The organism is Paenibacillus sp. FSL A5-0031, assembly GCF_001956295.1.
Classification (GTDB): domain Bacteria; phylum Bacillota; class Bacilli; order Paenibacillales; family Paenibacillaceae; genus Pristimantibacillus.
On sequence record NZ_MRTD01000002.1, the window covers coordinates 83,364 to 95,854 of the forward strand.

Sequence of the window (12,491 nt, forward strand, 5' to 3'; positions counted from 1 at the left end):
TCCCGAAAAATTCGAGAGATTTTTTGGATTTTTCGTTTATTGCTACTCAATCGTATTGATTATCTCAACAATTGAAGCACGCCTTGCGGCTGTTGATTGGCTTGAGCAAGCATCGCTTGTGCAGCTTGTGCAAGGATACTATTTTTCGTTTGTGCCATCATTTCCTTAGCCATGTCTGTATCACGGATACGAGATTCAGCAGCAGTCAAGTTCTCGGATGCAGCGCCCAAGTTGTTAATCGTGTGCTCAAGTCTGTTTTGAATAGCACCCAAGCTTGAACGTTGGGAAGAAACTTTTTGCATAGCGTTTTGTACCGTTTCAATTGCTGTAGCAGCACCGAATTTAGAAGAAATATCAATATCTTTAACACCCAAAGCAGATGCACGCATGTCACTAACTGAGATAAATGCTGTTTGACCCGCATTTGCGCCGATTTGTGTCATGATCGAACCAGCAAGATCGTTAGCAGCAACTTCAGCTTTACCGAATACAAACGTCATGCTTTCTCCGACTTTCATGTTAGCAGTCGCATCAGAAATAGCAATCGTTTGATCTGCTGTGAAGATACCACTTCCTGAACTGAAAGTAATGGACAATGATGCAACTACGATAGCTGTTGAACCAACAGCTTTACCATCCGGTCCAACAACAGAGAACGTGCTACCAGTAGATGTTCCACCAGTTTTAACGATCATGTACGCGCCATCTTTACCTGAGCCCGTAGCAGCAGCAGCATTTAAATCAGCTGCAACTGTCGTTGCAATTGTAACACCTGAGTTATTGTTGATTTTAGCAAAACCAGCTACTGCCTCACTTACACCTTTTGCAGAACCGTCAAGCAATTTCTTTGTATTGAACTCCGTTGTGTTACCGATACGATCAAGTTCAGATACCAATTGCTTAACTTCTGATTGAAGCTCTTTACGGTCAGCATCTGTGTTTGTATCATTCGCAGATTGAACAGAAAGTTCACGCATACGTTGCAAGATGGAGTGAGTTTCGTTCAATGCGCCCTCAGCCGTTTGGATCAAGGAAATGCTGTCTTGAGCATTTTTTGAACCCATTTCTAGACCGCGGATTTGACCACGCATTTTTTCGGAAATTGCTAGACCTGCTGCATCGTCGCCAGCACGGTTAATTTTCAAACCAGAAGACAATTTTTCGATGTTTTTGCTTGTTGCTGCTTGGTTAGCACCCAATTGACGGTGCGTGTTCAAAGCTGTAATGTTGTGGTTAATAATCATTAGTATTTCCTCCTTGAAATTTTCGTATTTCCGCATCCTTGCGGAAGCTTACAATAATAGGTCGGCCGCTCTATTATCGCGCTACTATATTTATCGGAATCCTACTTCAATTGTTTATAGCTTATAATTAAATATACGATTATTTTTTAAAAAACTTTGTAACGTCCTCTATAGATAAAGAATTAATAGCTGCTGCACGATTTTCAGCTTGAATAGCCATATATATTTCTTTACGATGAATATCTACTTCCTTAGGCGCCCTTATCCCTAATTTCACATTGTCCCCTTCTACGCCTAGAACAATAATTTCAACGTTTGTTCCAATCATAATGGACTCATTGCTTTTACGTGATAAAACAAGCATAGCTTTTCTACCTCCCTAGGTTTGATTGAGCGGAGCACGCGAGCTGTATGTATTATCATGGAGAATGAGCTGTTTCCCGAGCAGCATTCTACGATTCAAAATAATCGGGGCAAGTAAATTGATTGTTGCATTCGCAAAGTCTGTGTTTATGGTCAGTACAGACCAAATCTCGACCTCTTCTTCACTGGTGATTCCCAGTTCTTCTTTAACATGATCGGGGAGCTGCCATTCATACTCTGGATAAAATAAGAACGGGTCTGCGACCAATAAAGATATGGATGGTTCATCACCAGCCTTCATTAGCTTCATCGGCAGATTATCTCCTACCTCTTCGAATATGAATTGAGTCAAGTGCTCAAAGCCTGGAATGCCCTGCTCAAACTTATAGCTAGTTTGTTCTGTACTCACATTATAACCCCCTAATAGGATAACTATTTTATTAAAAATAAAAACTATAGACCCTATGCGTTTTACGCAATTGATCCATAGTTTTAACATTAACGATCTCTAAATAAGTTGGTCAATTTGTGGTGGAGTAATCTCCACTTTAGGATATTGACTCATATATATATCTAATTTGCCGCGCTCATATTCAATAATGGGCTTGTTCACTTGCACGTTATAATTCACTCTTCCAGGAGTCGTATCAATAGTCAGTTCACCAGGTATATATTCAATATCAATATTATCATAGGAAGCTTCCCCGACAAAATCAAACTCAGGAAATGTTCTTTGCCACTCCCTGGCCATCTCTGCTATCGGATTCCCTCCCAAATGAATCGATGCCATCTGATCGCCCTTCTGCACAATACGTGCAATGCCCTTTAAAGCGATATCGGAAGCCATTGAATATATTTTGCTCATCGTCTCTAAATTGTTTCCAAGCGCTAAAGCATCATAAACGCGATCCTGATTAATTTCGAGCCTTCCTTTTGTCGTCTGAAAATGCTGTTCCGGGCGAATTTGTTCCATCTCTATTGTAGGAGCTGGCTGCTCAATTCGTTGTTTTCCCAAATCAGCATCGATAAAAAGAGCTGCATCCTGCGTACGTATCTGAATCTGAGGAATTTGCATGTTAAGCTCCACCTATCTCAAGAAATCAACCAAGCTTGGACGTATAAGCTGTGCTCCTACTGATAGGGAAGCTTGGTAAACGTTTTCCTCTGTTTTCATATTTGTAATCACTTCTGCCATATCTGCATCTTCCGTTTTTGCCTGAACCGTTTTTAGATTAATTTCGATATCCGCTAGTCTATTTTGAATGATATCAACTCGATTGACCTTTGCACCGACTTCAGCTCTCTTCGAAAGCATCGTATTCATACGAGTCTCTACCTGACTAATTAGTGCGGAAATTCCTTTTTGATCACTTGAACCCAACATATCATGTGCACGTTGAAGCAATAAGAACACGTTGTCACTGCTTTCAATCTCTGCTTGAGTTGCATTTGGAGATATCGCGTTACCAAAAACTTCATTACCCGTTATATTTATTCCCAATTTCATACCCGCGGATAGTTCATATTTAATGGAACCAGTATCTGAGTTTACTTGATATGCTTTTAACAAAGGTGGATCAGCTACTAAATCCACTTTTCCGTCTGCACCCAGCGTCGGATAAGGCTTATCACCCGTCAATTCCCCATTAAATACTTGTTTACCGTTAAATTGACTATTACCAATTTCAACCATTTGATTGTACATCTGTGATATTTCGACTTTAATCGCGTCAAGGCTTGTTTGTTCGAGCGTCCCGTTTGCGCCCTTAACTAACAATTCCCTAAAACGCTGCATAATATCTCCCGCTTGACCTATAGAAGTGTCCGTATATTCCAGCATAGATAATGCAGAGCTTACATTTTCGGAGTATTGCGTGTTAGAATCTATCTCACTCCTGTATCTAAGAGCAAAAGTAATACCAACCGGATCGTCGGAGGGCTTATTGATCTTCATACCCGTGGAAAGCTGGTTTTGTAGGTTGTTCATACGCCCCATATTGTTCGATATATTACGAAGCAACTGTGTATTCATCATCGATTGTGTTACGCGAAATGACATCCCTTACACCTCCATGTTTTACAGACCTACACGGCCCATCCCATTAATAACTTTATCTAAAATTTCATCAATCATCGTCATATTTCGAGCAGCTGCATTGTATGCATGCTGGAACTTAATCATGTTGGACATTTCTTCATCTAGCGAAACTCCGCTAACCGATTGTCTGCGGGATTCAACTTGGTCGACGATAATTTGTTGATTCGCTTGCATACGAGTTGCTTCCGCAGCTTGTACACCTAACTGGCCCACAACAGAACGGAAATAAGCATCCACCGTGTTTTTATTTTCACCTGTCCCCGCGTCGAAGTCGAAACGAGTATCCCTCATTTGTGAGAAAAGGACAGCCAAAGAGTTGTTACCGCTTATAACTGACTCTGAACCATCTGCATTCGTAGCTACCCGCATAGATGTCGCAATCAAATTTGAATTTGCAACAATTGCAGGATTAAGCGTGATGTTGCCGGCATTCAATCCAGCAGTACTGCCGTTTGCATCTGTAAAGAAAGGCAAACCCGCTTCTTGTCCAGCCAACGAATAGCCAAGCTGATGCAAACCATTCAAACCTTTTACCGTAACCTTTGTATCTTCGTTCAGTGTACGATTTGTGCCTGTATAGGTTACGTTATTCAACACTGTTCCTTCTGGCAAAACAGATCCTTTAGGCAGCGTAACCTCAAACTCGCCATTCGCCATCGTTTGAACGAGATTATTGAGTTCTCCGATGTACCCCTCGACGTAATGATCTCTTGCATATATCGTTCCATAAATAGCGCCGCTATTTAAATCACCATTAGCAACCGCTGTAGTAACAGCTGCTGAATCCAGAGAAGCAGTAGCTGTTCCTTGCACCAGCTCCGTACCGCCCATCGTAATGCGATAGCCGCTCTCTTGGTCTTCTACGCGAATATTGATTAATCCCGAAAGCTGATCTGTAATCAGGTCACGCTGATCCCGCAAATCATTTGCGTTATCACCTAAGCTTTCAACCCGTCTAATCTCGCCATTTAACTGGGCGATGCTCGTTGTAATCGAATTAACCGTATTTAAGTTAATCTCTACATTTTCCGTCAAATCAGCTTTTAAATCGCTGAGCTGCTTAGCTGTGTAATTAAAAGAATCCACCAATGCCATCGTTTGTTCCATAACGACTTTGCGGCCATCCGCATTCTCAGGGTTTTTGCTGAGGTCTGACCACGAATTCCAAAAGTTCGAGATCACCGTTCTAAGGCCCGTGTCGCTTGGTTCATTAACGATACCCTCGAGCTTAGAGAGCGTGTCGAGCTGAACTGAGAAATTACCAAGTGATTTATATTCATTGCGATACTGATTATCCAGAAACTTCTCTCTAATCCGAGTGATGGAAGAAGCCTCAACGCCTGTACCCAGCTGACCAGCTGCTGTAGATTTGGAGAAACCAACCGCGTCTATCGGTCTTGATGCAGTCATGTTCACCACTTGGCGTGAGTAGCCTGCCGTATTCGCGTTTGAAATGTTGTGTCCAGTTGTATTCAGAGCAGACTGAGTGGTAAATAAGCTGCGCCTTGCCGTTTCTAAGCCATGAAAAGTGGATGCCATCGTATATTGTCCTCTCTTGTTACGTTTTCATATTAAATCGGCCATTACGATTTAAGGCCATGCCTTGAACAGCACGATGATAGGTCGCTTCTTCCTCAGTCGGACCAAGCAGCAAATCTTGCGTAAAATGCAAATGCTCCAAAGTCATCCTTACGAGCTGTTGATTGAATTCGTTAATATCTTGAAGTTTCTTAAGTGCTGCCGACAGCTCATTCCATATCGCCTGAAGCTGCTGCTTCTCATTCGCTTGGTATACAGCTTGTATGAGCTTCTCCATTTTGAACGAACGATGGGCAGTCAGCTTCTGATCAAGCATATATTTCCCTATCAAAAAGATACGCTGCTGCTCCAGATCCATGATCCGCTGAAGACTCTTCTTCTCTTTGCTGGAAATATACGAGAGCGTCTCTACTTGGTTCACTGTAATAGCCGACGTCTTCGCGTTGCCGTATTCAATAAGCTGCAGGTGCTCGTCTAAAAGCTCTTGCAAAATCACGATGATTTGCTGGATGTACTCATTCATTTAGAGGATTACTCCTTCAGGAAGGGAAGCAGCTTCTCGGCAATCTTGCCAGCTTCCACATGATAGTTGCCTGTTGCTACCGAACGCTTCAGCTGCTCAATATGTTCTGTTCTGTCCGCTCCGCTTGCTTTGCTTGTCGATAGCAATTCCTTAGCTGCAGCAGAGATTTGAACCTCGTCCTTCTGCTTTGCCTTGTCTGCTCCGCCTACTCTAGCTTCCGAATGCTTCTGGTAAGGATTAAGCGCTCCGATACGATTCGTCTCATTTATTTTCATTGTTTACCCACCTCATTATTTACAGGAACTAAAAAAGCCGATTACCTTTACAAGTATTATCGGCTTCAGTCAAGTGAAATTTTATAGTCATCAAAATATTAACTTAAATCATTTATCATTATATCTTTCTAAGCCTTTATAAACGCCCGTTTGTTTGTAAGCACTTTTTAAATCTTCTTTTCGCGATATGTCTTGGAACATCTGCTTCTTGTCCTTCTCAATTCGATTGCGACAATTGTCGCAAAGATGATTATCACGAATCAGAGTTCCGCAAGATTCACAGGGGTATGACATATTAGGTGCATTCATAATGGAGATGCGTCCCTCGCGTATGAACTTTGTAATTTGTTTAATCGAAACACCCGTAGCATCAGATACCTCAGTAATAATTGAGCCTCTAAATTCACGCAAATAGTTTGCACAAAGCTCATATTCTTTATCAATTTCTCGCATGCATGCCGGACACACGTCTCTAAAGTTTTTTGCAAAAAGCTTACCGCAGCGAGGACAATTATCTAGGTTCATCGCTCTGAGCCCTCCTTTTTTTGTAAAACCATACTAGCTATTAGTTACATTCTAATCGATAGCATTAACTTTTTCACTATCAATCTAATTATTAGATCTATCAGCCTAGCTGAATTATGAACGAGCCCAAGTCAAAATATAGATATCGAGCGGAAGCTCCGCATAACGGTGCAAAGCCTTAGAGCAGGCTTCTGCTGTACTTCCAGTTGTGTAGATATCATCGATTAAAAGTATACGAACAGCTCTATCAATTAGATGATTTTTGCTATGGGATTCAGAGGCTAATAAGCTCAAATTGTTCGTATTCACTTCAAAAAGAGATTGTGTATCCCGCATTCTTTCGGAGCGTGTTTTGAAGCTTTGCTTCTCTGAATGTCGCGAACGAATGAGCAATTCCATAATCGGAAGCTGAAAACGCCTCGCGATATGGCTGGCTAGCTGCTGAGCTTGGTTGAACCCCCGATCAGCTTCTCGTTCTTCACTTACAGGAACGTAGGTAATAGCATCCCAGCAGTCTGCTATTGATATTTTTGGTTTGCGGCGGCTGCTGCTTACCACGATAGATTGTTGAATAATTTCAAAGGTCATCGCCTCGAATGCAGGCAGAAGCATATCCCCGAGCAAAGGAGCAAGCTGCTCATTGCCCCTGTATTTATACAAGGCGAGCATGGCTCGCATCGCTTGATTATAATGAACCGCGCTGCGGTTGCATATGAATGCGCCATGCGGGCGACGTATGCAGTCTTCGCATGGGATGCCGCGCCCGCATCTACGGCAGGCGATGCGGGTCAGCCATGGTATTGCGGAGAGGCACGCTCCGCAAAGGGATTTGCGAAGCTGGGTCGTCAGCTTCGCATGGTTGTAGCTGCTCGCGCTGCGAGCCTCGCTTTGCGGTTTGCCGCATAGGAGACATGCGGCAGTCGTTGGAGCGAGCAGCTGCGCGGATGTGGTGAAAGCGGATTGTAGACGCTGGAGCCATGCTCTTGGCGAGACGTTCATTTTGGCGAGCCTCCTTTGGGTGTGGGGAGCAGGTAGCCTTGCTTGCGAGCCATGCGGTTCATCGTTTGAATATGGCGTACCGCCTGCAACTGAGGGCGATTGCGATCATGGCTGCAAAAGTACACACGACCGAATGGATCATCCGCAGAGCGGCCTGCTCTTCCAGCCATTTGAACCAGTGAAGCCTCGTCAAATAACCTTCCATCTGCGTCGAGAATATAGACATCGCTTTTAGGAATCGTTACGCCTCTCTCTAAAATGGTAGTTGTGACTAGTACTCGTATATCCCGCGAGCGAAAACGCTGAACCTTCTCTGTTCGTCCTTCATCCTGTGAAGAGGTTGCCGCAACAGCAGCATGTGAAAGAGCAGCACGCAATAAAGCCGCCATAGGCTCGGTTTGAGCAATTTGCTGCACGAATACAAACAGCTGAGCACCTCGATCAAGCGATGACCGCATGGCCGCTAACAGCTTTGACGGCAGCTTGCGGTGCTGGAGCATCTGCTTTACTGTAGGCGTTTGTAGAAGCTTGGGCACTGGAAGCGGATGACGATGATATCGAACAGGTACTCTTGCATGAGGCAGCTTCCCTCGTTTTGCTGCTCTTTGCAGCTCGCTAGGCGGCGTAGCAGACAGCAGCAAACGAGCAGCGCCTGGCGCACAGCTCTTATCTGCTGCAAAATGCAGCAATGGGTCACCCACAAAAGGAAACGCATCCAGTTCATCAACTACAACGAGATCAAAGCCTTGATAAAACCGCATCAGCTGATGCGTTGTAGCAAGCGTAATATCTCCACTTTCCCAGCGTTGCTCACTACCACCATATAATGTTACAACTGAAGCTTTAGGAAAAGCTTTCCGAATACGCGGGTCAAGCTCGATTACCACGTCACGGCGCGGTGTGGAAATAAGCGCCTTCCCGCCGCGCAGCAGGACAGACTCCACAAGCGGAAAAATCATCTCCGTTTTGCCAGCTCCTGTTACAGCCCAAAGAAGAAACTCTCTCATCTGGCGCTGCTTGTCCAGTTTTGACGATGCCGCGTCTATCGGCGGCTCTTCCACAAACTGCAGCGCCTTGGCTGCTGCAGCTGTCTGCGCAGGGCTAAGCCCCCATTTATCAAGCCGCTGTTCATACGTCAGCGGCCTCAACCCCTTCCCAGAGCCGCGAACCGTCGTCTCTGTCCAATTCAACCCCGCGCGCTGCCCCGTAATAAGCAGCTCACATTCCCGGCTTCGCCCCATCCCAATGCACGCCATGCAATAGGCGCAGTGCCTCCCGCACGCTGCACATGCCGTGCGGTGCATTTGCGCCTCGCCGCTCCCGCAGCGCAAACAGCTGCGCTCCCGCCTGCGGCGCCCTAAAGCGTCCAATCGCCCGCCACCCACGGCGGCGATTGATCCGCTCAGGCGCACCTGCCCGAGCAGCGAAGCAAGCTGGAGCAATTCTCTCCAGCTTGACGCGGCACCGGGACAGCTTGCGCTAGACAACAGGGCGTGCGCCTCGCTTCGCAAAAGCGCACGTCCCTGCAGCATACCCGCGGCAAGCTTCGCTCCTGCCGCGATCTCTCCCAGCTCTGCAGCGCTATAAACTCGCGCTCCCTCGCCACCCACACGCTTAGCGCTGCTACGCTTTTCACCATTATTCGCAAGCGCTGCTCCTCCGATTTCCCCAACGACAACGCCCCCTACCTTCTCCCACCTCTCCACTAAACCAAAAAGCCTCTCTATCTCCAACGCTCCTTTCCGCTTCCCTCGATTACCCAAAAAACGCCAACGACTCCCGAAACAAATCTTGCCGTTATTTACTGCTTGCTCTACTCCTCCACTGTATTTCCGATAATTTCTCACCAGCTCGCTAGATTTCTGATTACTACTATTCAACCCGCCAGCTGCTGCATCTCCACCTGCCCCATCAGCTTTTGATTCCTCCGCACATGCGGCCAACAGCTCAATCGCCTCATAATCAGCATTTCGTCCTCCTTCATTTAAGCTTTTACTCGCACCGTTTCTGCCGACGCTGCCACGTTTCATAGCCGCATCCCAAAGCTCCACTGATACGCACGCATCCCCGAGCGGCAGTTCTTCTTTTAGCAGCCATCCCTCCTCTGCGATCTCGTTGTTCAAGAATCCCGCTTCACCAAACGTTCCATGCATCCAGAAGTATTTATCCACCATTGCCTTGATGGTCAGTCGAGCCTGCCAGCAGCCTTTCACTTTCACAACATACAATTGTGCCTTCATTTCTATTCGCTCCCTCGACACTTTATAGAACTGACTTCATAATTCATCTGTTATGTTAACTATGGCCTCTCCCTTCCCTGACAAAAGGTGAATGATGTTTGCAAGCACTGTAAACAAAAAAAAGCACACCCAACAACGCATTTGCGTTATTGAGTGTGCTTCACTCCGACTATTTCATTACCTTAGAGTATATACTAAAATGGCATTTTCGACAAATCTGTCGGATTTTGCAAATCAATTAGCACCGCATGATCGGAAAGCGACACAACTCCTTCTGCCTGTAGCAGCCATAGCAGCTGAGTTCCATCCACACCCTCTGTTTGAGAACGCTTACTGCCTTCGCTTTCAGACAACGGATTAGATCCATTAGAGTGAATCCTGACCTCATCGCCCTTTCTAGCTAATCGTTCAACAATAGCCAGTGTTTCCTCTGTAACCCCTTGATCTACGATCGTCAAACGAACGTTTTTCCCCATTCGCCGAGAGAAAGAAAACAGCGAACGTACATACCATTCCATATTGTTTTGCTGAACGTCAGCTACGAGCACATAATGCTTGCTGGATTGCTGGCGCCCTCGCCAAATTCGATACGCCAGATGCACCGACAATGCAGCCAAAGCATAACAGCCAATAACAAGAAGTAGAAGTTCAAACATGGCGGCCACCTCCTCTTTGTGACACTATATGCCATGAAGAGCCCACTGGTTCCGCAATCAAGGGACAAGGTGACAAAATGTGTGTTATGCCAAAAATATATCCTGCTTTATGATGATTATTAGTCATTTTCTGACAAAGAAACACCCTTGAGCAATTTCCAATACATGTTATCATTTTAATATGAAAGCATGCATATATAACCGGTGCACGCATATAGAAAGGGAGAGTGGATTTTCACAATCAAAATAACTAGGGAAGCGATGAAGTATAATCTACAATTGGACACTTGGATTATATGGAGCTAGTAGTGTAACCGGCCCTCTTGGAACCCCACTACGTATCTAAGAGGAGAGTGAAAGATGCGTTATTTTAGGAAAAAAATCAGTTTAGCCCTGGCTCTGTTATTAATTTTTTCATTGTCGCTTAGTTCCCTTGCCATGGCGGAAGGTGATAGCAATCAAGGTACGAATGCTGCAGCACTCGTAGATGAGAATAGCTGTCCACAGTACTCATCGGATCGCAAGGATGTCATTGCCACGCATTCCAATATCGTAGTCAATAATAACGGAACAGCTACCGCTACGTTCCAGACGTTAAAAGATTGTGTTAGAGTCAGCTTCTCCGGCTATGAAGGCCCTGCTGACTGGACCCCTGGACCCGGCGATACAACCATTCCATACAACAAGCAAACATTTTTTGAGGGACAGTCTATTATATATCCCAAAGCAGGCACTTACTCCGTTACGATTAACATTCCACGATGCTTGCCTTATCAATTAGATATCTATAGCGGAGATTTAATTAAGACATTGGGTCCCGGCGCTCATGGTGACAAAATTTTAGCATGGAATCTAAAGCTTTCGAACAGCTGTACGGGTAGTATCATCATCAACAAACATTTAAATGATGTCGAAGGGGCTCCTCATGTTGGCATTACCTTCGAGCTTTGGAAAGACGGTAAATTAGTCAAAAGCGGCGTTACCAATAGTGACGGTATTTTGCAATTCAACGAATTGCCTATCGGCACCTATACATTAAAAGAATTAACCTTAGATGGCTTTACCACCGATTTAGTGGCTACCCAGCAGATCGTAGTAACCACAGATAAATCTGTGCAAAAAGCAGTTATTAATACGGCTAAGCTCAAACTTGAAACGGCCTGCTCCGCCGACCCGAATAAAACAAGAGCTTGGAAAGTAACCAATGAGAGTAACATTGAGGTTTCTTATTCATGGGAAATTCCAAATTCCACTCAAACAGGAAATGGCGTAATACCTGGAAAAGGTTCCGTAAGCTTTTCAACGAATACGGAGCTCGTCAACCCAACTGATCCACAAGCTGTACCTAATACGCTGAAGATCCATTGGGGCAAGGAGAAAGAGCTTTCACTTGTGAACGCAGGCGAAACCTGCTCTACGCCTACTCCAACACCGTCATCGACACCAACTCCTACACCTGAGACTACACCTACTGCTACACCAACTCCTACACCTGAGAGCACACCTACAACTACACCAACTCCTACACCTGAGAGCACACCTACAGCTACACCAACTGCTACACCTGAGAGCACGCCTACAGCTACACCAACTCCAACACCTGAGAGCACACCTAACAATACACCACCTTCCACACCTGTGAGCACGCCTACTGCAACAACTACAGTAACGACAACACCTACATCATCACCTGAAGCAACACCTATTGTTGAAATTGATGATGAAGATCCACCTGTTGGAGGAGTTACTGAAGGTGGAGAAGGCGAGCCGCCAATCGATCCTGTTGTTGCTGTAGATGAAGATCAAGTCCCGCTTGCTACTCTGCCAAAAACAGGCGAAAGCAGTCCGGTTCCTTATTATCTCATCGGGGCATTTGCCCTTTCAGCGGGATTCATTACTCTTCGCAAACAAAAACAAAGAAAATAGTTAAGATTATATGTTTCACCACGCACTCTTAGGCTGGTTTTATACAGCTTAGGAGTGTTTTTCTTTTCCACAACATTATTTGCAAACAAAAAAACCCCGCATC

Annotated in this window: 13 protein-coding genes and 1 riboswitch; of the genes, 1 reads left to right on the forward strand and 12 read right to left on the reverse strand. The window is 45.1% G+C overall.

Annotated elements, in window-relative coordinates; genetic code table 11:
* Positions 1-59: 59 nt before the first annotated feature.
* The 12 genes from BK120_RS03900 to BK120_RS03955 all read right to left on the reverse strand — a co-directional run bounded on the left by BK120_RS03900 (position 60) and on the right by BK120_RS03955 (position 10,462).
* The gene (locus BK120_RS03900) at positions 60-1,244 is read right to left on the reverse strand and encodes a flagellin N-terminal helical domain-containing protein (RefSeq protein WP_076266192.1); all 1,185 of its coding nucleotides are present in this window, start codon (positions 1,242-1,244) and stop codon (positions 60-62) included.
* A 139-nt stretch (positions 1,245-1,383) separates the two neighbouring features.
* Positions 1,384-1,608: a carbon storage regulator CsrA gene (gene csrA, locus BK120_RS03905; RefSeq protein ID WP_076266193.1), complete on the reverse strand. Its 225-nt coding sequence runs from the start codon at positions 1,606-1,608 to the stop codon at positions 1,384-1,386.
* Between the two features lie 15 nt (positions 1,609-1,623).
* Positions 1,624-2,016: a flagellar assembly protein FliW gene (fliW, locus tag BK120_RS03910; RefSeq protein WP_076266194.1), complete on the reverse strand. Its 393-nt coding sequence runs from the start codon at positions 2,014-2,016 to the stop codon at positions 1,624-1,626.
* Between the two features lie 99 nt (positions 2,017-2,115).
* Positions 2,116-2,682: a DUF6470 family protein gene (locus BK120_RS03915; protein WP_076266195.1), complete on the reverse strand. Its 567-nt coding sequence runs from the start codon at positions 2,680-2,682 to the stop codon at positions 2,116-2,118.
* 12 nt (positions 2,683-2,694) lie between these two features.
* A complete protein-coding gene (flgL, locus tag BK120_RS03920; protein WP_076266196.1) occupies positions 2,695-3,666 on the reverse strand; it encodes a flagellar hook-associated protein FlgL in 972 nt (323 codons plus the stop codon).
* An 18-nt stretch (positions 3,667-3,684) separates the two neighbouring features.
* Positions 3,685-5,244, reverse strand: coding sequence for a flagellar hook-associated protein FlgK (gene flgK / locus BK120_RS03925; RefSeq protein WP_076266197.1), 1,560 nt, complete (start codon positions 5,242-5,244; stop codon positions 3,685-3,687).
* Positions 5,245-5,263: 19 nt separating this feature from the next.
* The gene (locus tag BK120_RS03930) at positions 5,264-5,767 is read right to left on the reverse strand and encodes a flagellar protein FlgN (protein ID WP_076266198.1); all 504 of its coding nucleotides are present in this window, start codon (positions 5,765-5,767) and stop codon (positions 5,264-5,266) included.
* Positions 5,768-5,775: 8 nt separating this feature from the next.
* Entirely contained in the window at positions 5,776-6,042 is a 267-nt protein-coding gene (gene flgM, locus BK120_RS03935; protein ID WP_076266199.1) for a flagellar biosynthesis anti-sigma factor FlgM, read from the reverse strand.
* A 108-nt stretch (positions 6,043-6,150) separates the two neighbouring features.
* Positions 6,151-6,567, reverse strand: a complete 417-nt coding sequence (locus BK120_RS03940; RefSeq protein ID WP_076266200.1) for a TIGR03826 family flagellar region protein — start codon at positions 6,565-6,567, stop codon at positions 6,151-6,153.
* Positions 6,568-6,681: 114 nt separating this feature from the next.
* Positions 6,682-7,566 (reverse strand): ComFC family protein, encoded by an 885-nt coding sequence (locus BK120_RS03945; protein WP_076266201.1) that lies wholly within the window; start codon positions 7,564-7,566, stop codon positions 6,682-6,684.
* A complete protein-coding gene (locus tag BK120_RS03950) occupies positions 7,563-9,806 on the reverse strand; it encodes an ATP-dependent helicase ComFA (RefSeq protein WP_076266202.1) in 2,244 nt (747 codons plus the stop codon). Before BK120_RS03950 ends, BK120_RS03945 begins: the two co-directional genes overlap by 4 nt.
* Positions 9,807-10,000: 194 nt before the next feature.
* Entirely contained in the window at positions 10,001-10,462 is a 462-nt protein-coding gene (locus tag BK120_RS03955) for a glycosyltransferase family 2 protein (RefSeq protein ID WP_076266203.1), read from the reverse strand.
* 245 nt (positions 10,463-10,707) lie between these two features.
* Positions 10,708-10,791: riboswitch (cyclic di-GMP riboswitch) on the forward strand.
* 31 nt (positions 10,792-10,822) lie between these two features.
* On the opposite strand from BK120_RS03955, the gene BK120_RS35145 reads away from it, so the two are divergent.
* Positions 10,823-12,388: a SpaA isopeptide-forming pilin-related protein gene (locus BK120_RS35145; protein ID WP_076266204.1), complete on the forward strand. Its 1,566-nt coding sequence runs from the start codon at positions 10,823-10,825 to the stop codon at positions 12,386-12,388.
* The last annotated feature ends 103 nt before the right edge of the window (positions 12,389-12,491 follow it).

Excerpts from the sequence above, each read along its gene's own strand:
- BK120_RS03900 (WP_076266192.1), bottom strand. The coding sequence starts at position 1,244 with ATGATTATTAACCACAACATTACAGCTTTGAACACGCACCGTCAATTG.
- csrA (WP_076266193.1), bottom strand. The coding sequence starts at position 1,608 with ATGCTTGTTTTATCACGTAAAAGCAATGAGTCCATTATGATTGGAACA.
- BK120_RS03915 (WP_076266195.1), bottom strand. The coding sequence starts at position 2,682 with ATGCAAATTCCTCAGATTCAGATACGTACGCAGGATGCAGCTCTTTTT.
- flgL (WP_076266196.1), bottom strand. The coding sequence starts at position 3,666 with ATGTCATTTCGCGTAACACAATCGATGATGAATACACAGTTGCTTCGT.
- flgK (WP_076266197.1), bottom strand. The coding sequence starts at position 5,244 with ATGGCATCCACTTTTCATGGCTTAGAAACGGCAAGGCGCAGCTTATTT.
- BK120_RS03930 (WP_076266198.1), bottom strand. The coding sequence starts at position 5,767 with ATGAATGAGTACATCCAGCAAATCATCGTGATTTTGCAAGAGCTTTTA.
- flgM (WP_076266199.1), bottom strand. The coding sequence starts at position 6,042 with ATGAAAATAAATGAGACGAATCGTATCGGAGCGCTTAATCCTTACCAG.
- BK120_RS03940 (WP_076266200.1), bottom strand. The coding sequence starts at position 6,567 with ATGAACCTAGATAATTGTCCTCGCTGCGGTAAGCTTTTTGCAAAAAAC.
- BK120_RS03945 (WP_076266201.1), bottom strand. The coding sequence starts at position 7,566 with ATGAACGTCTCGCCAAGAGCATGGCTCCAGCGTCTACAATCCGCTTTC.
- BK120_RS03950 (WP_076266202.1), bottom strand. The coding sequence starts at position 9,806 with ATGAAGGCACAATTGTATGTTGTGAAAGTGAAAGGCTGCTGGCAGGCT.
- BK120_RS03955 (WP_076266203.1), bottom strand. The coding sequence starts at position 10,462 with ATGTTTGAACTTCTACTTCTTGTTATTGGCTGTTATGCTTTGGCTGCA.
- BK120_RS35145 (WP_076266204.1), top strand. The coding sequence starts at position 10,823 with ATGCGTTATTTTAGGAAAAAAATCAGTTTAGCCCTGGCTCTGTTATTA.